Annotated in this window: 16 protein-coding genes; 10 read left to right on the forward strand and 6 right to left on the reverse strand. The window is 73.8% G+C overall.

Going from position 1 to position 20,865, the window contains the following annotated elements:
• The first annotated feature begins 364 nt into the window (after positions 1-364).
• The 7 genes from D7147_RS20280 to D7147_RS20310 all read left to right on the forward strand — a co-directional run bounded on the left by D7147_RS20280 (position 365) and on the right by D7147_RS20310 (position 8,319).
• Positions 365-853, forward strand: a complete 489-nt coding sequence (locus tag D7147_RS20280; RefSeq protein WP_120680041.1) for a hypothetical protein — start codon at positions 365-367, stop codon at positions 851-853.
• Positions 854-896: 43 nt separating this feature from the next.
• Entirely contained in the window at positions 897-1,052 is a 156-nt protein-coding gene (locus tag D7147_RS20285) for a DUF4177 domain-containing protein (RefSeq protein WP_120680043.1), read from the forward strand.
• A 52-nt stretch (positions 1,053-1,104) separates the two neighbouring features.
• Complete coding sequence (locus tag D7147_RS20290) at positions 1,105-1,566, forward strand: RidA family protein (protein WP_120680045.1); 462 nt, start codon at positions 1,105-1,107, stop codon at positions 1,564-1,566.
• Positions 1,567-1,693: 127 nt separating this feature from the next.
• On the forward strand, positions 1,694-2,527 hold the full coding sequence (locus D7147_RS20295; protein WP_120680047.1) for an MBL fold metallo-hydrolase: 834 nt from the start codon (positions 1,694-1,696) through the stop codon (positions 2,525-2,527).
• A complete protein-coding gene (locus tag D7147_RS20300) occupies positions 2,524-6,114 on the forward strand; it encodes an adenylate/guanylate cyclase domain-containing protein (protein WP_120680049.1) in 3,591 nt (1,196 codons plus the stop codon). The genes D7147_RS20295 and D7147_RS20300 overlap by 4 nt, the downstream gene beginning before the upstream one ends.
• 141 nt (positions 6,115-6,255) lie before the next feature.
• Positions 6,256-6,759: a hypothetical protein gene (locus tag D7147_RS20305; RefSeq protein WP_120680051.1), complete on the forward strand. Its 504-nt coding sequence runs from the start codon at positions 6,256-6,258 to the stop codon at positions 6,757-6,759.
• 30 nt (positions 6,760-6,789) lie between these two features.
• Positions 6,790-8,319, forward strand: coding sequence for a serine/threonine-protein kinase (locus D7147_RS20310; RefSeq protein WP_120680053.1), 1,530 nt, complete (start codon positions 6,790-6,792; stop codon positions 8,317-8,319).
• Between the two features lie 175 nt (positions 8,320-8,494).
• Here the strand turns inward: D7147_RS20310 and D7147_RS20315 are convergent, their stop codons facing one another.
• Entirely contained in the window at positions 8,495-8,818 is a 324-nt protein-coding gene (locus D7147_RS20315) for a hypothetical protein (protein WP_147434680.1), read from the reverse strand.
• A 215-nt stretch (positions 8,819-9,033) separates the two neighbouring features.
• Here D7147_RS20315 and D7147_RS20320 point away from each other — a divergent pair, with 215 nt between their 5' ends.
• The 3 genes from D7147_RS20320 to D7147_RS20330 all read left to right on the forward strand — a co-directional run bounded on the left by D7147_RS20320 (position 9,034) and on the right by D7147_RS20330 (position 12,984).
• A complete protein-coding gene (locus tag D7147_RS20320) occupies positions 9,034-10,833 on the forward strand; it encodes an alpha/beta hydrolase (RefSeq protein ID WP_120680057.1) in 1,800 nt (599 codons plus the stop codon).
• Positions 10,834-10,954: 121 nt separating this feature from the next.
• Complete coding sequence (locus tag D7147_RS20325; protein WP_120680059.1) at positions 10,955-11,893, forward strand: transporter substrate-binding domain-containing protein; 939 nt, start codon at positions 10,955-10,957, stop codon at positions 11,891-11,893.
• Complete coding sequence (locus D7147_RS20330; RefSeq protein WP_120680061.1) at positions 11,890-12,984, forward strand: hypothetical protein; 1,095 nt, start codon at positions 11,890-11,892, stop codon at positions 12,982-12,984. The genes D7147_RS20325 and D7147_RS20330 overlap by 4 nt, the downstream gene beginning before the upstream one ends.
• A 65-nt stretch (positions 12,985-13,049) precedes the next feature.
• Here the strand turns inward: D7147_RS20330 and D7147_RS20335 are convergent, their stop codons facing one another.
• The 5 genes from D7147_RS20335 to D7147_RS20355 all read right to left on the reverse strand — a co-directional run bounded on the left by D7147_RS20335 (position 13,050) and on the right by D7147_RS20355 (position 20,814).
• A complete protein-coding gene (locus D7147_RS20335) occupies positions 13,050-14,213 on the reverse strand; it encodes an acyl-CoA dehydrogenase family protein (RefSeq protein WP_120680063.1) in 1,164 nt (387 codons plus the stop codon).
• A complete protein-coding gene (locus D7147_RS20340) occupies positions 14,210-16,285 on the reverse strand; it encodes an acetyl/propionyl/methylcrotonyl-CoA carboxylase subunit alpha (protein WP_120680065.1) in 2,076 nt (691 codons plus the stop codon). Before D7147_RS20340 ends, D7147_RS20335 begins: the two co-directional genes overlap by 4 nt.
• Positions 16,286-16,412: 127 nt before the next feature.
• Complete coding sequence (locus tag D7147_RS20345) at positions 16,413-18,014, reverse strand: acyl-CoA carboxylase subunit beta (protein ID WP_120680067.1); 1,602 nt, start codon at positions 18,012-18,014, stop codon at positions 16,413-16,415.
• On the reverse strand, positions 18,011-19,207 hold the full coding sequence (locus D7147_RS20350; RefSeq protein WP_120680069.1) for an acyl-CoA dehydrogenase family protein: 1,197 nt from the start codon (positions 19,205-19,207) through the stop codon (positions 18,011-18,013). Before D7147_RS20350 ends, D7147_RS20345 begins: the two co-directional genes overlap by 4 nt.
• Complete coding sequence (locus tag D7147_RS20355; protein ID WP_233563289.1) at positions 19,204-20,814, reverse strand: acyclic terpene utilization AtuA family protein; 1,611 nt, start codon at positions 20,812-20,814, stop codon at positions 19,204-19,206. The genes D7147_RS20350 and D7147_RS20355 overlap by 4 nt, the downstream gene beginning before the upstream one ends.
• Positions 20,815-20,865 lie beyond the last annotated feature (51 nt).

Raw genomic sequence — 20,865 nt, forward strand, 5'->3', positions numbered from 1 at the left:
CGCTCGCGTCGTCGCTGGGTGGCTGGCTCATCTCTTCCCCCGGGGGTGCGGCGCCCGCCGCCACCCGGCGTCGAGCGTGAAGTCGAGGGCGGCCGTATCGTGCGCCGTCCGACCGGAAGGGTAGCGGTCGATCTCCCCGCCGGTGTCGCCCGTGGTGGCCGCTGCAGGTGGGAGCGTGGCCGGCGTCTGTCAGGTACACGGCATCTGTCGCATATGTGACTGGCGGTGCGGGAGGCGCGCGCGTCCTGTTGGCGGGACTCCGGCACCGGACCTACGGTCGTCCCGGCGCGGGGGAACCCGGCCGGGCGTCCCGTCCGGACCGGTGAGCAGGGATCTGACCAGGTACGACGCCCGGAGGAAGTGCATGCACGACGCGGACAACACCCCTCGAGCCCAGTTCCCGGCGAACGATCGCTCACGTCGGGTCGGGACCGGCCCCGCCGGTGAGGGCGACGGGCCGGTCGGGAGCCTGCCGATCAACGAGCGGTCGTACCGGCCGATCGCGGAGCCGGTCGAGGTGGTGCGGACGCTGAAGCGCTCCCTGGAGCGGGGCCGGGAGGACGAGGAGCCCGGCTACGTCATCCACCTGCCGATCCGGGTACCCGACCTGGCCTCGGCCACCGCCCTCGCCGGCCGGATCGCGATCTCCCTGGGCTTCCTGCCCGAACTCGACGCGGGCGAGACCACCGTCTCCAACGCCGACGACCAGAACAACCGGTACCGGGTCTTCTGCGACCTCCTCCTGCCCGACCGCTCCCGCTGCCCACAGCGGTACGAGCACGGCGGCCCCTGCGGGGAGCTGCCCGCCGCGCCCGAGCAGCGTCCCTCGTCCCGGCCCACCACCGGTCCGTAGGCTGTGCCTCGAACGATCCGCGTTTCGAGGGAGCCCTGCACCGATGCAAAAGTGGGAGTACGCCACGGTCCCCCTGCTGGTCCACGCGACCAAGCAGATCCTCGACAACTGGGGTGAGGACGGCTGGGAACTGGTCGCCGTGGTGCCCGGTATGAGCCCGGACCAGCTGGTCGCCTACCTGAAGCGGCCGAAGGCATGAGCGAGCGCAGCGAGCGAATCAGTCGGCTCAGCGCGCGGAGCGAGGTGGCGGCATGAGCAACGGGCCGCACGCGAAGCTCGCCGAACTCGGCTACGAGCTGCCCGAGGTGGTGCCGCCGGTGGCCAGCTACGTGCCGGCGGTGCAGTCCGGCGCGCACGTCTACGTCTCCGGCCAGCTGCCGATGGCGGAGGGGAAGTTGCTGGCCACCGGCAAGGTCGGGGCCGGCGTCTCCGCCGAGCAGGCCAAGGACCTCGCCGAGCGCTGCGCGCTCAACGCGCTGGCCGCGATCGACTCGCTGGTCGGCCTGGAGAACGTCGTGAAGATCGTCAAGCTGACGGGCTTCGTGGCGTCCGCTCCCGGTTTCACGGGCCAGCCCGCCGTGATCAACGGCGCGTCCGACCTCTTCGGCGCCGTCTTCGGGGAGGCCGGTCGGCACGCGCGCAGCGCTGTCGGCGTGGCCGAGCTGCCCCTCGACGCCCCGGTCGAGGTCGAGGTCATCGTCGAGGTCAGCTGACCCGAGTGGTCCCGCTCCGCCCCGCGACCGGCGGCTCGTCGGTGACGAAAGTCGTGAACGGGCAGAAACCTCTACGGTGTGCCGCAAGATCGTGGGGTGGGGCGGGCGGGGTCGTACGATCGCAGCCATGACCGGGCACGTGACCGCGCCGGCAGCGGCGCTCGCCGACCAGCTGCCGACCTGGGTGACGCTGCTTCGCGCCCCGAACCCGGGGCCGATGACGCTCGACGGCACCAACACCTGGCTGCTGCGCGCCCCCGGCGCGGAGCACGCGGTCGTCGTCGACCCGGGCCCCGCCGACGAGGCGCACCTGGCCGCGATCGCCGCGCACGGACCGGTCGCGCTGGTGCTGATCACCCACGGCCACCCGGACCACACCGAGGGCGCGCCGAGGCTCAGCGAGCTGCTCGGCGGCGTGCCGGTACGCGCGGTCGACCCCGTGCACACCGTCGACGGCCGACCGCTCGACGCCGACACCGACCTCGAGATTCCCGGGTTGAGCGTGCGGGTCGTCCCGGCCCCCGGTCACACGAGCGACTCCGTCTGCTTCCTGGTCGAGCGCGGCGACGAGCGGGTGGTGCTCACCGGCGACACCATCCTGGGCCGGGGCACCACCGTGGTGGCCCATCCGGACGGGCACCTCGGTGACTACCTGACGAGCCTGGAGGTGCTCTCGACGTACCGCGGCGTCCCGGCGCTGCCCGGGCACGGCCCGGCGCTGGCCGACTGCGGCGCGGCGGCCGACTTCTACCTGGCCCACCGCCGGGCGCGGCTCGACCAGGTCCGGGCGGCGGTCGCCGCCGGCGCCACCACCCCCGCCGAGGTGGTCGCCGCCGTCTACGCCGACCTGGACCGCTCCCTCTGGTGGGCGGCCGAGTGGTCGGTACGCGCGCAGCTGGAGTACCTCGCGCCCGAGACCCGGGAATGCGTGACCGGGGACACGGAGTTGGAGCTGCCGTGACCTGCCCGGTGTGCGGAACCGTAGCCGTCCCCGGCGCGCGGTTCTGCCACAACTGCGGCGCCGCGCTGCCGGCGGCCGCGACGTTGCCGGCCGCCGAACGCCGAGTGGTGACGGTGCTCTTCGGCGACCTCTCCGACTTCACCTCCTGGTCGGAGGATCTCGACCCGGAGCGGGTCGGTGCGGTCACCGACCGGGTGCTCGCCGCCCTCGCCGGTGCGGTGAAGACCTTCGGCGGGCACGTCGACAAGCTGACCGGTGACGGGATCATGGCTGTCTTCGGCGCACCCGTGGCGCACGAGGACGACGCCGAGCGCGCCGTCCGTGCCGCGCTCTCCATGCAGCGGGCGGTCCGCCGGGTGCTCGACGACGAGCGCGGCGGCGGCGCGCCGCTGGGCCTGCGGGTCGGCCTGAACACCGGCGACGTCATCGCCGGCATCCAGGCCGCCATCGAGTACACGGTCATCGGCGACACCGTGAACACTGCCGCCCGGCTGGCCGACGCGGCCGCCGTCGGCGCGGTCTACGCCGGCGCCCGCACCTCCGCGGCCACCCGGCACGTCGCCTCCTGGCGGGCGCTGCGCCCGCTGCGACTCAAGGGCAAGCGCGAGCCGGTCGAGGCGTACGAGCTGCTCGGCCTCCTGGACGCGCCCGGCACCCGTTCCGGGCTGGGCGACGAGGCCCCGTTCGTCGGGCGGGAGACCGAGATCGGCCGGGTCGCCGGCCGGCTCGCCGAGGTGATCGACCGCGGCGAGCCCCGGGTGCTGCTCATGACGGCCGAGGCGGGAATCGGCAAGTCCCGGTTCGCCGCCGAGGTGGAGCGCCTGGCCGCCGGGTACGACGTGGGCGCCGGCCGGTACGCCGCGCACACCGGCGCCCGGGTGCTCTCGGTGCGCTGTGCGGCGTTCGGCGAGCGGCGGCGGCTCGCCCCGCTGGCCGACCTGGTCCGGGCCGCGGTCGGCTTGCCCAACGATCAGTCCACCGCGCTGACCCGCCCGGCGGTCGAGGAGCGGCTGCGCCGGCTCGGCCAGCGACTGGGCCGCGGCGCCGAACCCGCGCCGATCGTGACCGACCAGCTCCTCGCCCTGCTCGGCTACGCGGAGCTGACCACGGAGGTTCCCGACCAGGGTGGGTGGACCGCCACCCAGCCACCCACCGACGCCGAGGCGGTGCCGAACGCGGTCGCCGACCTGCTCAGCGCGCTCGCCGGTGAGGCGCCGCTGGTGGTCATCGTCGACGACCTGCACGACGCCACGGCGGAGACCATCCGCGCGCTCGGGCTGGCCCTGTCCCGGCTCAGCGGCCCGGTGCTGGTGCTGCTGCTCGGCCGCCCCGAGCTGGTCCGCACCGCGGGTGCGTTGACCCGGGTCGCCGACGCCGAGGTGCACGCCCTGCCGCCGCTGCGCGGCGCCGACGCGGCCCGGCTGTTGACCAGCTATCTGAGCGGCGGGAAGCTGCCGCAGGCGGATACCGACCGGCTGCTCGCCACGGCTCAGGGCAACCCGTTCTACCTGGCGGAGCTGGTCACCCTGCTGCGGGAGCGGGGCGCGCTCACCGCGGTCGCCGGCCGCGCCGGCACGCCGAGCGTGGCCTGGCGGCTGGTGCCCGGCTCGCTGAGCAGCCGGCTGCTCTCCCGGGACCTCGCCGCCGTGCTGGCGGCCCGGCTCGACGCGTTGCCGCCGGAGGCCCGGTCGGTGCTGCGGGATGCCGCGGTGGTCGGTGACACGGTCCCCGCCGGGGCCCTGGAGGCGCTGCGCGAGCAGCGCGCCGGGCTGGACGGGCGGCCCGCCGCCGTGGTCGCGGTCGAGCTCGAACGAGCCGTCGACGAGCTGCTGCAACGGCGCATGCTGCACCGCACCCGGGCCGGGTACACGTTCGCCACCCCGCTGATGCGGGAGGCCGCGTACGCCGGGATCAGCAAGGCCGAGCTGGCCGAGCGGCACGCCGCCCTGGCCCGCTGGGCGGCGCCCGGCGCGGACGGGGACGAGCTGGCGGCCAAGCCGTCCGGCGTCTTCACCGACATCGACCGGGACGAGTTCGTCGCCGCCCACGTCGAGCGGACCGCGGCGCTCGCCGACGCGGTGAAGCTGCGTCCCGACGCGCCGGCCCGCGCGGTGGTGCCGCTCGGGGTCGCCGCGCTCGGCCGGGCCGCCCGCCGGTCCCTCACCGCGGGGGAGCCGGCCCTCGCCGTCGAGTACGCCGAACGCGCCGTCGAGCTCGCCCACGAGGCGGTGCCCGCGGCGGATCTCGTGGTCCACGCCCGCGCCCTGCTCCAGATCGGCCGGGCGGCCGACGCGCTCGCCTCGGCCGAGAAGATCGCCGCCAACGCGGGGGACGAGGGGACCCGGGCCAGCGCGCTCCTGCTCGCCGGGCAGGCGCACCAGACGCTCGGCGACCAGCATCGGGCGGTCGCGGCGTGGCAGGAGGCCCTGCAGGTCGCCACCGCCGGCGAGCTGCCGACGCTGCGGGCCTCCGCGATGCGCCGGCTGGGCATGGCCGACTTCGTGGCCGGGCGGCTCAGCCAGGCGAGCAGCCGGTTGGCGGCCGCGTACCAGGTGAGCCTCGCCGCGAAGGACCGGCCCGGGCAGGCGTGGTCGTTGCAGAACCTCGCCTGGGTCACCACCACCCGGGGTGACTTCGCGGGCGCCGACGCGGTCCTGAACCGCGCCGCGCGGCTCTTCGCCGAGTTGAAGGACCCGTACGGCCGGGCCTGGCTGCGCGGCACCACGGCGTTCGCCCGACTGCTGGCCGGTCGGCTGCGGGAGGCGGACCGCCTGGCGCGGGTCTTCCTGCCGTTCGGCGAGCGGGTGGGGGAGGCGTGGGCGGTCGGGACGCTACGAGCGGTCGAGGCCTTCGCCAGCGCGGAGCTGGGTGATCTGGCCGAGGCGGACCGGGAGGCCCGGCGGGCCTACCGGGACTTCGACGCCGCCTCCGACGAGTGGGGGTGCGGATTCGCCCTGGTGGTGCGGGGTGTGGTGGCGCGCGGGCTGGGCGAGCCGGCGCACGCCGCCGACCTGCTCACCGACGCGCTGGGGTACGCCGAGCGCACGGCGCACCCGCTGTTGACCGGGATGGCCGGCACGCTGCGCGGTTTCGTGGCGCTGGAGTTGGGCGACGTGGCGGCGGCGGAGCGGGACGCCCGGACGGTGCTGACCACTGTCGAGCCGAACAACCCGCAGGCGCCGGCGCAGGTCGCGCCCCGGGTGCTGCTGGCCACGGCCCGCCTCGCGATCGGCGACTCGGCGACCGCGGTGGGGCTGCTCGCCCCGGTGGCCACCGCCGCCGGGAGTACCCCCTCGTTGCTCATCTCCCGCCGGCAGACGCTCGCCCGGTACGCCTCGGCGCTGCTCGCCCACGGGCAGCCGGAGCAGGCGCTCGACTGGGCCTGCCGGGCGGCGGCGGCGCCGGCCGAGGACGTCCGCGGCCAGGTGATCGGGGCGATGGTGCAGGCGGAGACGTTCGCCGCGACCGGCCGTACCGCCGAGGCGCTGGCCGGCGCGGAGGAGGCGGTCCGGCTGGCGTACGGCACCGAGCAGCGCAGTGAGCGGCGCGGTGCCGAGGCGCTCCGGGCCCGCCTGGCCGCCGACTGATCTCGCTCGCCGGTGGGCCGGACGCCGCAGCCGGGGGTTGTGCCGGTTCTGCTGATGTACCGGGGGCCGGGCAGCGGATAGCGTGTCAGGTTCACGCGGCGGTCCACAGTGGCGGCCGTACCGGCTTGGGGGAGGGCCGTCATGAGGCTGCCGCGTTCGGTTGCCGGCTGGACGATCGCGGTGTTCGGCGTGCTGGCGTTGATCATGGGCGCGGTGGGGTTGCTCTGGCCGGAGGCGATGCTCCGCTCGCTCGGCTTCGAGGTGCCCGCCACCCGCGCCCCGGGTGACCACACCGGCACGTTCCTGATGGCCTCCTCGATGGCCTCGTTCAACATGGGCGTCTACTACCTGCTCGCCACCGCCACCGAATGGCGGGTCTTCTACCGGTTCACGGTCTTCTTCCGGCTCGTCACCTTCACCGTCTTCAGCATCGCGGTGCTGGCCGAGATCGCGCCGGGCCGGTTCTTCGGGGTGGCGGCCTGGGAGGGCGCCGGTGCCCTGGCGACCGCCGTCGGCCTGTGGTGGGACGCCCGCCGGAACCGTGGTGTCGGGTCGGCCCGAGGTGGCGACGGGGCGGCCGATCCGAGCGGCCGGGCCGATGCCGGGGCGGCCGGCGAGGCGCCAGCAGCCGACGCGGTCCGCTGACCCGTCAGTACGGTTGGGTATTTTCGAGCTGTGACCGACACCCCGTCCGGCAGTCTGCCGGCACCCATCGTGCCTGGTCTGACTGATTTGCGGGTATTTGCCCGAGGGGGCTACGCCACGGTCTACCGGGCCACCCAGATCTCCGTGGGCCGCGAGGTCGCGGTCAAGGTGGAGAATCGGACGCTCGACAGCGAGCGGGACCAGGCCCGGTTCCTGCGCGAGGCGCGCGCCGCCGGCCGGATGTCGTCCCACCCGCACGTGGTCGATCTCTTCGACGTCGGCGTCACCGTCGACCAGCATCCCTACCTGATCATGGAGCTCTGCGACGGCTCGTACGCCGAGCGGATGCGCAACTCCCCGCTCGGCGCGGCCGAGGCGCGCGACCTGGGCATCAAGATCGCGGATGCGCTCGCCCACTCGCACGGGGCCGGGGTGCTGCACCGAGACGTCAAGCCGGCGAACATCCTCTACTCGCACTTCAACCCGGCCGTGCTCGCCGACTTCGGGCTGGCCGTACTGGCCGAGGTGCGCGATCCGACGGTCACGCTCGAGGTGCTGACGCCCGCGTACGCGCCGCCCGAGATGTTCAACCACAGCCCGCCCTCGCCGGCCGTCGACGTCTACGCGCTCTGCGCCACCCTCTACGCCGTCATGCACGGCCGGCCGCCGCGCTGGCAGGCCGAGCGCAACCCGAGCCTGGTCACCGTGCTGGAGATGTTCAACCAGCCGATTCCCGGGCTGCCCGGTGTTCCGGAAGCACTGATCGACGTGCTGCGCGCCGGGATGGCGAACGATCCGGCCGATCGCCCCTCCGCCGCCGAGCTGCTCGGGCTGCTCGCCGCGCTCCCCATCGAGCCCGCCGCCACCCCGGTCAGCGGCGCGCCCGTCCCGGGGATCCCGAGCAGGGGCGGCTTCACCGGCTCCGGCCCGTACGCCGGCCCGACGAGTCAGCCGCTGCCCCGTAACCCGGCCGAGGACGCCCACCCCACCCTCCCCAGCCCCGCCGAGTCGGCCGGCCGGCGCTGGCGTCGGCGCTGGTTCCTCGGCGGTGCCGTGGTGCTCGCCGTGGCCGGTTCGGCCGCCGCCGGCGCCTGGGTCGCCGACGGCGCGCGGAAGCCGGATCCGTCGGTGAGCCGGGCCGCCGCTCCGGCGACCGAGGGACGGCTGCCCGGCTGCACCGACGCGGCCACCGTGGAGACGCTGCCCGAGGGGGCCCGGTGCGCGACCGGGCTGGAGTGCTTCGGGCCGGTACGGGTGCGCGGCACCCGCGCCGAGGCGACCCAGGTGACCTGCGACGGCCCGCACACCTGGGAGGCGTACGCCGAAGGGGTGCTCCCGGTGCACCTGGTCGGCGCCGGCTACCCGGAGATCACCGCGGACCCGGTGGTCCAGCAGGTGTGCGGCCCGACCACGTTCCGGCTGACCAGCCGGATCGATCCGACGGCCGGTTGGCACCTCGAGGTGTTGCCGCCGGTGGACGGCAGCATCGACCGGACGTTCCGCTGCCTGGCGGGGCGAGGCGTCGACGCGCTGGGCGGCCCGACGCTCACCGGGCACTGAGCTTCCGTACCCACCGGCAGGCCGCCCTCGGCCCGGCGCTCGCCAGGCACTGAGCTTCCGCGCCCACCGGCAGACCCGCCTCGACCCGGTGCTCGCCGGGACGGCGAGCTTCGCATCCCCCCGGCGACCCGCTCTCGATCCGAGGAGGACGGCGGTGCGAGGAGAGCCCGGGCGCTCAGCCGCCGTTCAGGCCGCGCCGACGGTCGCGTACCGCGCGCAGCGCGTCCCGGCTGTCCAACGCGTCGAGGGTGTCCGCGTCCACGCCGGACGGCTCGGGCAGGGGCGGCGGAATGGCCGCCGGAGGGTCCTCCGCCGTCGGTTCGTCGTGCTGGCGCGCCGCCGCCACCGACACGGCGGCGAGGATCGCGAGCAGCACGCAGAGCAGCGCCAGCACCACGCCGAGGAGATCCTGCCGCCGCCACACCAGCAGCGTCACCAGCAGGGAGAGCGCGGCGACCGCCGCGACGACGGCGAGCGTCCGCGCGTCGGGCCTGGTCAACCGGTTCACCCGTCCAGCATGTCGACGGCGCAGCGGCTGTCAACCCGCCACTACGCGCGTGGGGTGGCGTCGAAGTCGGGAAAAACGTTACGGCGGACCGGTGATTGTCGCTTTTGCAGGCGTTTTGCGCGCCACATTCATTGCCTACGATCTCTAGAGTGGCGGAAGTCGGGCGGTGCCCCCGACCTTCCCTGTCGTCCACGGAAGGCGTCCACATGCAACGACGAACCCGGTCCCTGGCCCTAGCAGGAATCATCGGTGCTCTCCTCGCCGGCTCGGCGGTCGCACCAGCGGCCGCAGCACCGGCGACCGGCGCTCACGGGCGACCGGTCACCACCGACCGGACCAGCCCCATCGAGGCCCGCCGAGTCGACCGGGTGCCCACGCCTCGGCTCGACTGGTACCCCTGCTACGACTACGCCGAGTGCGCCACCGTCCGCCTCCCGTTGGACTACGACCACCCCCGGGGTGCCACCACCGAGATAGCCCTGCTCCGGGTCAAGGCCCGCGATCAGCAGAACCGCATCGGCAGCCTCTTCGTCAACCCGGGTGGGCCGGGCGGCTCCGGCACCAGCATGGCGCTCGGCGCCCCCCAGTTCCTCGGCGACGAGCTACTGGACCGGTTCGACGTCGTCGGGGTCGATCCGCGCGGCGTGGCCAGCAGCGAGCAGGTGCGCTGCTTCGCCACCGTGGGCGACCAGACCCGCGCGTACGCGGGGCTCAACGTGGCCTTCCCGGTCACGAAGGCCGAGGAGAAGGCGTACGTCGCCTCGTCGAAGGCGGTCGGTCGGGGCTGCTCGACGACGGGCCGCCCGCTCTCCGGCGCCATGTCGACGGCCGAGGTCGCCCGGGACATGGACGTGCTGCGCCGGGCCGTCGGCGACCGCAAGCTGACCTACCTCGGCTTCAGCTACGGCAGCGTGCTCGGGCAGTACTACGCCAACATGTTCCCCGACCGGGTGCGTGCCCTCGTGGTCGACGGTGTGCTCGACCCGTACGCCTGGTTGGGCAAGGGAAAGGCCCGTGACCTGCTCCAGGAGGACCGGATGCGCAGCGCGCAGGGCGCCTCCCGAGCCCTGCGCGAGATCCTCGTGCGCTGCGACGCGGCCGGCGCGGAGTCCTGCCCGATCGCCGGCGGGGCGGCCGGCAAGTACGAGCTGGTGGCGCAGCGGCTGCGTGCGAAGCCGCTGGTGATCGAGGATCCGGACCTCGGCCCGTTCACGGTCGGCTACGCCGACTTCGTCGCCGCCACGATGAGTGCGCTCTACGACCCGTACGGCTACCTGCAGGTGGCCGGTCTCACCGCCGAGCTGCTGGTTCTCACCGAACCGGCCGCCACCGCCCCGGCCCGGGACCGGGCCCGCGCGGCCGTGACCCGGCTCGCCGCCGAGGCGCGCCAGCAGGCCCGCCGGTACGACTTCCCGTACGAGAACGGCCTGGAGACCTTCCTCGGGGTGGACTGCACCGATGCCAACCACCCGAAGGACGCGGCCTCCTGGCCGGCTCGGGCGGCGAAGGCCGACCGGCGGGACCCGTACTTCGGTCGGGTCTGGGCCTGGATCAGCTCGCCCTGCGCCCGCGACACCTGGACGGTGCGGGACGAGGACGCCTACACCGGCCCGTTCGATCGGCGTACCAGCGCGCCGGTGCTGGTGGTCGGCAACTACTGGGACCCGGCGACCAACTACCGGGGCGCGGTCAGCTCGGCGGCGCTGCTGCCGAACAGCCGGTTGCTGAGCAGCGACAGTTGGGGGCACACGGCGTACGGCACGTCGGCGTGCGCGACCGGCGCGATCGACGAGTACCTGATCGACGGCACGTTGCCGGCGAGGGGCACGCTCTGTGTCGGCGACGCGCAGCCCTTCGCCGAGGTGGCCGGCGGGCAGGCGTCCGACCGGGTGGCGGCGTCCAAGAGCACCCTGTCGGACCAGAGTGTGCCGCGTCGGGGTGAGCCGAAGCGGCTCCCGCCGGTCGTGGCGCCGCTGCCCGCGGTGGGCACGCTGACCGTCCGCTGAGACCGCCGGGGTACGGCGGGCGATCGGGCGCCCGCCGTACCCCGGCCCGGCGACCACCGAAAATGGACGGTGGTCGCTACGCTCGGTCTCCCGCAGGCTGTCCGCGTCAGCGAGGTCACCGATGAACGAATCGTCCACCGGGCTCAGGTTCCGCTCGGTCGCTACCACAGTTGCCGTGGCGATGACGCTCACCCTCGCCGCCGCCGCCGGCTGCGACAGCCGACAGGAGCCGGAGCTTCCGTCGGTGCAGGAGAAGCTCCGCGAGTCGCACATCTACGGGCAGCCGAAGCTGCGGATCGGCGTGGCCAGCAACGAGCCGCTGATGGGCGAACTGCGCGACGGCGTGCACGTCGGTTTCGACGTGGAGATCGCTCGCTACATCGCCGCCTCCCTCGGCTACGAGGGCGACCAGCGGCTGGAGTTCGTCCCGGTCTCCACCGAGGACCGCATCCCCGCGCTCCAGGGCGGCACGGTCGACCTGGTGGTTTCGAGCTTCTCGATGACCGAGGACCGCAGGAAGCTGGTCAGCTTCGCCGGGCCGTACTTCGTCACCACCCAGGAGGTGATGGTGCCGGTCCGGCTCAAGGACAAGATCCGCACCATCGAGGACCTCCGCAACCCGGCGTACAAGATCTGCACCAGCGGTGGCTCGACCACCGAGGCGGAGCTGGAGCAGCACCAGGTCCGCACCTTCGTCGTGAAGGACGTCGGTGACTGCGTCGCCGGGATCCGGGCCGGTCGCTACGACGCGGTCAGCTCCGACGAGACGATGCTGGCCGGCTTCCTGTCCCGGTACCCGACCGAGTTCGAGATCGTCGACATGCCCTTCGGCACCAGCGAGCTGATCGGCGTCGGGGTGCCGATCAGCGATCCCGCCCTCCGCGACCTGGTCGCCTTCTTCCTCGACAAGAGCTACCGGTTGGAGCGGGCCGGCCGGGCCAGCCCCTGGCAGACCGCCTACAACCGGACGCTCGGCCCGTGGCTGCGGGCGGAGAAACCACAGCCTCAGCCACTGGAGGTGCCGGAGCTCGTCGACTTCGACGACAAGGCCCCCCGGTGACCATCCCCTCGTCGGCCCCGGCCCCCGCCGCCGAGTCGGTGGCCGACGGCGATGCCCGGGTCGAGGAGCCGACGGCCTGGTACGACCGCAGCTGGAACGGTGGCGACCGGCTGGACAAGGCGGAGCGGCGAGCGCAGGCCAACCAGTCGTTCTGGACGGCGCTCGTCGGCGTGCCGGCCGTCTTCTCCGTCCTCCGGCTCGGCGTCGAGGCGGGCGGTGAACTTCAGACCACGTTGCTGCTGGTCGCGAACGTCGGGCCGGTCAACCTGCTCGCCGGCTTCCTCACCACGGCCGCCCGGCTGCTCGCCACGGCGCTGGTCGCCGTCTTCGCCCTCGGCGCGGTCTTCGGCGCGAGCGTGGACCGGCTACCGCCCGGCACCCGGCGTCGTCCGCTCTTCGCCCGCTGGGCCGAGATCACCCCGGCCTGGCTGGTGCTGGCGAGCTTCCTGCTCGCCCTGGTCACCTGGCCGCTGCTCTATCTGCCGCTGCTCATCCCGGCGTTCGTGGCCGCCTTTCAGCTGCGCCCCGAACAGCTGCACGAGCGGATCGCGCCCCGGGTGCTGCTGATCGCGGCCCTGCTCGTCGGGTACGCCTGGCTGCTGCTGCCCACCCTGCTGGACGCCGCCCGGCAGGGCAAGCCGCTGGTGGTGGCGCTGCTCGCTCTGCCGCCGCTGCTGGCCCTCGGCATCTCCGGGCCGCTGCCGCGCGTCGTGATCGGGCCGCTCGCCTCGCTCACCGAGGTCGCCGTGCTGGTCGTGCTGGTCTGGGCGTCGCTGCCGGTGATCAGCACCCCGGTGCTCCCGCTGACCGTCACCACCGTCGGGCCGGTGAACGGGCCGACCGAGGACGTACGGGGGCACGTGGTGACCACCGACGACGTGAACATGGTTCTCCTGCAGGAGCAGGGCGGCGTGCGGTACGTGCCGGTCGACCAGGTACGCGCGCAGGTGCTCTGCCCCAGCGAGGAGGAGCTGCCCCGGCACCAGCTGCGAATCCACGACTTCCATGTGGAGGATTCGCTGATGGAGGGGCTGGGTCGCCGGGTACGCCCGGTGCACCGCATCGACGCCGCCTGCCGCGCCGTCGGCTGACCCCACGAGGGTGTTTGAGGAGGCTCGCCCGTAGCGAGCCGAGTGCCAGGCGGCGTTCGGCCCTCTTAGTACGACTTCTCCTGGCCGAGGACGTGCTGGGCCACGTAGTTCAGGATCATCTCCCGGCTCACCGGGGCGATCCGTCCGGCCCGGACAGCGCCGAGCAGCGTCGCGACGCCGTACTCGGTGGTCATGCCGGCCCCACCGTGGACCTGTACCGCGGTGTCCACGGCGAGCGCGGCGGCCTCGCCGGTCGCGTACTTCGCCATGTTGGCGGACACTCCGGCCTCCAGGTCCCGCCCGGCGTCGTAGAGGGTGGCCGCCTTGTAAATCATGAGCCGGGCCAGCTCCACCTGCACGGCGGCGTGCGCCAGCGGATGGGACACGCCCTGGTGCGAGCCGATGCTCCGCCCGCCCCAGACCTTCCGCGTCGCGGTGTACGTCGACGCCCGCTCGATCGCGTACCGGCCGGTGCCGGCGCCCATCGCGGCCACCGTGATCCGCTCCGGGTTGAGCCCGGCGAAGAGCGCCGGCAGGCCGGCCTCCACCGACTCGCCGACCAGCGCGTCCGCCGGCAGTCGCACGTCGTCGAGGTAGAGCAGGAACTGGTTCTCCGGCGAGACGATCTCCATCTCCAGCTTGGAGCGGGTGAGCCCCGGCGCGTCACTCGGCACGACGAACAACGCCGGCTTCAGCCGGCCGGTCGTGGCGTCCTCGGTGCGCGCCACGACCAGCACGTACTGCGCCTCGTCGACGCCGGAGATGAAGCACTTACGCCCCGAGAGCAGCCAGTCGTCGCCGTCGCGCCGGGCCACCGTGCCGAGCCGGTGGAAGTTCGACCCGGCCTCCGGTTCGGTTATCGCGAAGACCACCCTCAGCGTGCCGTCGGCGAAGCCGGGCAGGAACCGCTTCCGCTGCGCCTCGGTGCCGTGCCGGTTGATCACGGTGGCCGCGATGGCGGGGGAGACCACGAGCAGCAGCAGCGGGCAGCCCGCCGCGGCCAGCTCCTCGCAGACGATCGCCAGCTCGGTGATGCCGCCGCCCCCGCCGCCGTACTCGGTGGGGATGTTCACCCCGAGATAGCCGAGCCGTCCCGCCTCCGCCCACAGCTCGGTGGTGTGCTCGCCGGCCCTGGCCTTCGCCACGAAGTAGTCGTGCCCGTACCGCCGGCCCAGCGCTCGTACGGCGTCGCGGAGCTGCTCCTGCTCGTCGGTGAGGTCGAAGTTCATCGCGCGTCCTCCAAGGGGTTGACCACGGCCAGCACGGCCCCGGTGTCGACCTGACCGCCGGTCGGCACCGGCAGCTCCACGACCGTGCCGTCGATCGGCGCGAGCACCGGATGCTCCAGCTTCATCGCCTCCAGGGTCAGCAGGAGGTCACCGGCGGCGACCCGCTGACCGGCCGCCACGTGCACCCGGGTCACCGTGCCGGGCAGCGGCGCCAGCAGCGAACCGGGCGCCAGCTCGGCGGTCGGCTCGGGAAGGCGTGGCAGCTCGGTGAGGGTGACCGACCCCTCGGGGCCGTCGACGTGCACCGCCGAGCCGACCCGGTGCACCCGGTACGCGTACCGCACACCGTCCGCGTCCAGCACGACCCGTTCGGGGGCGGCCGACACCAGCGCCACTGCCGGAATCCCACTGCCCGAGCCCGTCGCGCTGCCCGCGGCCCCCGCGTCGCTGGAGTCGATCCTCGGGCCGTCGGGCGCCGCGCGGTCGCCGCTCACACCGGTGGCCGGTCGGACCGCCCACTCGGCGAGCGCACCCGTCCGGTCCAGGCGGTAGCGCACCTCGACCTCGCCGGTCGGGCCGAGCAGCCGGGTCACCTGCGGATACGCCGGCACGTTCCGCCAGCCGGACGGGAGCCCGGCGAGCACCGGGACGTTCGCCCGCCGGTCGGCCGCCGAGGCCAGCGCCCCGGCCAGCGCGTACAGCGGCACCCGATCGGAGGGCACCAGCGGCACGAACACCTCCGGATGCCGGTCGAGGAAGCCCGTGTCGACCTCGACGGCGGCGAACTCCGGGCTGCGCAGCACCCGGACGAGCAGGTCGCGGTTCGTGGTCACCCCGTGCAGTTCGGCGCGGGCCAGCGCGCCCGCCAGCGCCCGCGCCGCCTCGCCACGGGTCGGTGCCCAGGCGATCAGCTTGGCCAGCATCGAGTCGTAGTGGACGCCGACCGCCGAGCCGTCGACCACACCGGAGTCCAGCCGCAGCCCGACGCCGGTGAGCGCGCCGAACTCGGCGGACACCCCTGCAACGGCGAACCGGTGCAGCACTCCCGTCGCCGGCCGGAACCCCTCGGCCGGGTCCTCCGCGCAGAGCCGCACCTCGACGGCGTACCCGCGGGTTTTCGGGTACACGGCCTCCGCTGGCAGCGGCTCACCCTCGGCCACCAGCAGTTGCAGCCGGACCAGGTCCAACCCGGTGCACAGCTCGGTGACCGGGTGCTCGACCTGGAGTCGGGTGTTCATCTCCAGGAAGTGGATCTCCCCGTCGGGCGTCAGCAGGAACTCGACAGTGCCAGCGCCCACGTAGTCGACGGCCCGCCCGGCGGCCACCGCCGCCTCGTGCAGCCGCTCCCGCACCTCCGGCGGGATCACGCCGGGCGCCTCCTCCACGATCTTCTGGTGCCGCCGCTGGATCGAGCACTCCCGGACGCCGAGCGCCGCGATCGTGCCGAAGGCGTCGCCGAAGATCTGCACCTCGACGTGGCGGCCGTGCTCGACGTACCGCTCGACGAAGACCGTGCCGTCGCCGAACGCCGCAGCGGCCTCGCGACGCGCGGAGGCGATCGCCTCGGGGAGCCCGGCCGCGTCCCGGACGACCCGCATGCCCCGGCCGCCACCACCCGAGGCCGCCTTGACCAGCACCGGAAAGCGGCTGACCTGGTCGGGCTCGGTCCAGGTCGGCAACATCGGCACGCCGGCGTCGGCGAGCAGCGTCTTCGCCGCCACCTTGTCGCCCATCGCGGCGATCGCCTTCGCCGACGGGCCGACCCAGGTCAGCCCCGCGTCGATCACCGCGGCGGCGAACTCGGCGTTCTCCGCCAGGAACCCGTAACCGGGGTGCACGGCGTCCGCGCCGGTCCGCCGGGCCGCATCCAGGATCCGGTCGATCCCCAGGTACGTCTCGGCGGGGCTGTCGCCCGGCAGGCGGACCGCCTGATCCGCCTCGGCGACGTGCGGCGCGTCGGCGTCCGCGTCGGAGTGCACGGCCACCGTCTCGACGCCGAGCCGCCGGCAGGTGGCGAGGACCCGACGGGCGATCTCGCCCCGGTTCGCCACCAGGAGTCGGTTGATCGTCACCGTCGATCCTGCCTTTCGTTCGCGGCTGCGGGACTCCGCTGCGCTGCGTTCCTCGCGCTCACGGGGCTGGTCTTTCGTTCGCGACTGCGGGACTCCGCTGCGCTGCGTTCCTCGCGCTCACCGGGGCTCACATCCGGAAGACGCCGAAGCCGTCGGCGCCCCGCACGGGGGCGTTGTGCACGGCGGAGAGGCAGAGGCCGAGGACGGTGCGGGTGTCCCGGGGGTCGATCACCCCGTCGTCGTAGAGCCGGCCGGAGAGGAAGAGGGCACCGGACTGCGACTCGATCTGCTGCTCGACCATCATCCGCATGGCGGCGTCGGACTCCTCGTCGTACGGACGGCCCCGGGCGGCGGCGGCCTGCCGGGCCACGATCGAGAGCACCCCGGCGAGCTGGGCCGGCCCCATTACCGCCGACTTCGCGTTCGGCCAGGTGAAGAGGAACCTCGGCTCGTACGCCCGCCCGCACATGCCGTAGTTGCCCGCCCCGTACGACGCGCCGAGGTTCACCGTCAGGTGCGGCACCGTCGAGTTCGACACCGCGTTGATCATCAGGGCGCCGTGCTTGATGATGCCGCGCTGCTCGTACTCGGTGCCGACCATGTAGCCGGTGGTGTTCTGCAGGAAGAGCAGCGGGGTGTCGGCCGCGTTGGCGAGCTGGATGAACTGCGCCGCCTTCTGCGCCTCCTCGCTGAAGAGCACACCCCGGGCGTTGGCGAGCACCCCGACCGGATAACCGTGCAGCTCGCCCCAGCCGGTGACCAGCGCGGCGCCGTACGCCGGCTTGAACTCGTCGAAGTCGCTGCCGTCCAGGATCCGGGCGAGCACCTCGCGCGGGTCGAACGGCACCTTCAGGTCGGAGCTGACGATGCCGAGCAGCTCCTCCGGGTCGTACTTCGGCGGCTGCGGCGACGGGTCGCGCGGTGCTGGGCCCTGCTTGCGACGGTTCAGCCGGCGTACGCACTGCCGGGCCAGCCGGATGCCGTCCCGCTCGTCGGCGGCGAGGAAATCCGCGAGCCCGGATGCGGTGGCGTGCATCGCCGCCCCGCCGAGGGACTCGTCGTCGGTGACCTCGCCGGTCGCCATCTTCACCAGCGGCGGCCCGGCCAGGTAGACCTGCGACCGCTCCCGGATCATGATCACGTGGTCGGACATCCCCGGCACGTACGCGCCGCCCGCCGTCGCGTTGCCGAAGACCACGCTGACCGTGGGGATCCGCGCCGCGGAGAGCCGGGTCAGGTCGCGGAAGACCCGCCCACCCGGAATGAAGATCTCCGCCTGGGTGGGCAGGTCCGCGCCGGCCGACTCGACCAGGTTGACCATGGGGAGCCGGTTGGCGAGCGCGATCTCACCGGCCCGGCGGGTCTTGGCGAGCGACCACGGGTTCACCGCGCCACCCCGCACCGTCGGGTCGTTCGCGACGACGAGGCACTCGACCCCCTCGACCACACCGATGCCGGTCACCACGCTCGCCCCGACGGGGAAGTCGGTGCCGTACCCGGCCACCGGCGACAACTCCAGGAACGGGCTGTCCGGGTCGAGCAGCAGCTCGATCCGCTCCCGGGGAAGCAGCTTCCCCCGGGCGTGGTGCCGGGCCACGTACTTCTCGCCGCCCCCGGCCCGCGCCTGCTCCTGCGCCGCGTCCAGCTCCGCCAGCCGCTCCAGCAGCGCCGCCCGATTCTCGGCGAACCCCGGCGAGGACGGGCCGAGCGAGCTGTCCAGTACGGTCACAACCCCATCCCCTTCGCGATGATCTCGTTCATGATCTCGGTGGTGCCGCCGCCGATGCCGAGGATCCGCGCGTCGCGGTAGTGCCGCTCCACCTCGGCGTCGCGCAGGTAGCCGAAGCCACCGTGCAGCTGCAACGCCTGGTCCACCACCTCGGCGCAGGCCGTCACGGCCACGTTCTTCGCCATCGCCACCTCGGTCACCACCGGCTCGCCGGCGGCGACCCGGGCGGCCACGTCGTGCACGTACGCGCGGGCAGCCTCGGTGCGCGTGTGCATCTCCGCCAACCGGTGCCGGACGACCTGGCGGCTGACCAGCGGCCGGCCGAAGGTGGCGCGGTCACGGCACCAACGTAGGGCCAGCTCGACGCAGCGCTGTGCGATCGCGTACGCCTGCGTGGCGAGCGAGATCCGCTCAGTGGCGAAGTGCTGCATGATCGACAGGAAGCCGGTCTCCTCCGCGCCGATCCGGTTCGCCACCGGCACCCGTACGTCGACGAAGGAGAGCTCGGCGGTGTCCGAGCAGTGCCAGCCCAGCTTCTCCAGCCGGCGGCCCACAGTGAAGCCGGGCGTGCCCTTCTCGATGACGAGTAGGGCTAGCTCGCCGCTGCCCGGGAAGTCGGTGCAGACGGCGGTGGTCACGAAGTCGGCCCGGACCCCGCTCGTGATGTAGCTCTTCGACCCGTTCACCACGTAGTGGTCGCCGGCCCGGCGCGCGGTGGTGCGGATCCCGGCCACGTCCGAACCCCCGTCCGGCTCGGTGATCGCCAGCGCGCCGATCATCGTCCCGGCGAGCGTGGGGCGGACGTACCGGTCGACCAGCTCGTCGCCGGCCGGGTCCGCGACGGCGCCGAGCCGACCGCCGAGCGAGCCACCGGTCCGGCCGCCCGCAGCGGTGACCATGTGCGGAAGCGCGATGCCGTGCGTGAAGAGCGCAGCGACCAACCCCGACGACCCACCGGACCGGATGATCTCCTCGGTCACGATGATCGTGTCCAGCAGGTCGCCGCCGCTGCCCCCGACCGACTCGGGGAAGCCGACGCCGAGCAGGCCGACCTTCGCGGCGGTGGCGTGCAGCTGGCGCGGGACCTCGCCGGCCCGCTCCCAGTCGTCCAGGTAGGGCAGCACCTCCCGGGCGACGAAGGCGCGGGTCAGCTCGCGCAGCTGACGCCGCTCCGGGGTGTCCACGATGGTCATCCGGTCGCCTCCAGGATCGGCAGCTCGACGATCCGTGAGCGGAGCAGCTCACCGAGCGCCTTCGCCTGCGGGTCGAAGCGGGTGGACCCGGCGACGCCCGCACCGAGCAGACCCCGGATCAGGAAGTTGACCGCACGCAGGTTCGGCAGTTCGTACCGCTCGACGGTCAGCGTCACCGTCTCCGGCAGCAGCTCGGCCAACCGCTCGACGCTCAGCCAGCCGCGCAGCCAGTCGTACGCGGCGTCGCTGCGGGCCCAGACCCCCAGGTTCGCGTCGCCGGCCTTGTCTCCCGACCGCGCTCCGACCAGCTCGCCGAGGGGACCCCGGCGGGTGCGGTGCCCGGCGGGGATCGGTGTCGACGCATCCTGCTGTGCGTCGGTCTCCGGCGCAGAGGTGTCGGGCGGCGGCGGAATCGATACGCGGGTGCCGTCGGGGAGCACCGCGACGTGCGACACCGCGTCCTGCGGCACGAGGTCCGCGGTGAAGACCCCGTACGGGGTGGCGTCGCCCGGCGGGGTGGTCAGCGTGCACCCGGGGTAGGAGGCGAGCGCCAGCTCCACCGCGGCCGCCGAGAACGCCCGCCCGGCCCGTGCCCGGTCGGCGTCGCGCAGGTGTACGTGCAGCAGCGCGCTCGCCGTCTCGGTGTCGCCGGAGTCGGGGTGGTCGGTGCGGGCCAGCGTGAACTCCAGCCCGTCCGCGCCGACCGCCGCTTCGAGCTGCCCCCGGACGAGGGCCGCCTTGGCGGGGATGTTCAGTCCGCAGAGGATGAACGTCATCGAGTTGCGGTAGCCGCCCAGGTTGTTGACGCCGACCTTGAGGGTGGCCGGGGGTGGCGCTCCCCGGACGCCGGAGACCCTTACCCGGTCGTCCCCCTCGGCGTGCAGGGTCGCCGTGTCGAGCCGGGTCACCACGTCCGGCCCGAGGTACGCAGGCCCGCCCACCTCGTACAGCAGCTGTGCGGTGACGGTCTCCACGGTCACCGCGCCGCCGGTGCCGGGGTGTTTCGTGATGACGCAGGAGCCGTCGCGGTGCACCTCCGCGATCGGGAAGCCGGGGCGGCGGCCCCCGTCGGGCAGCTCGGTGAAGAAGCTGAAGTTGCCGCCGGTGACCTGTGCGCCGCACTCGACGAGGTGCCCGGCGACGGTCGCGCCGGCGAGCGCGTCGAGGTCGTCGCGGGTCCAGCCGTACCAGGCGATCGCCGGACCCACCACCAGCGAGGCGTCGGTGACCCGGCCGGTGACGACCACGTCGGCCCCGCCGTCGAGGCAGGCGGCGATCCCGAACGCGCCCAGGTACGCGTTTGCGGTGAGCGCGTCCGGCGGGGCCAGTGCGTCGCCCTCCACGTACCCGACCCGGACGGTCAGGCCGAGCCGGTCGGCGAGCGCGCTGATCGCGGCGGCCAGCCCGGCCGGGTTCAGCCCACCCGCGTTGGTGACGAGCTTGACCCCGTGGTCGAGCGCGGTGCCGAGGCAGCCTTCGAGCTGCCGGAGGAAGGTCCTCGCGTACCCGAGCGAGGGGTCGCGCAGCCGGTCCCGGCCGAGGATCAGCATGGTGAGTTCGGCCAGGTAGTCGCCGGTCAGCACGTCGAGTTCTCCGCCGTCGAGCATCTCCCGCCAGGCCGTGAAGCGGTCGCCGTAGAAGCCGGAGGCGTTGCCGAT

The organism is Micromonospora musae, assembly GCF_003626545.1.
In the GTDB taxonomy this organism is placed as follows: domain Bacteria; phylum Actinomycetota; class Actinomycetes; order Mycobacteriales; family Micromonosporaceae; genus Micromonospora; species Micromonospora musae.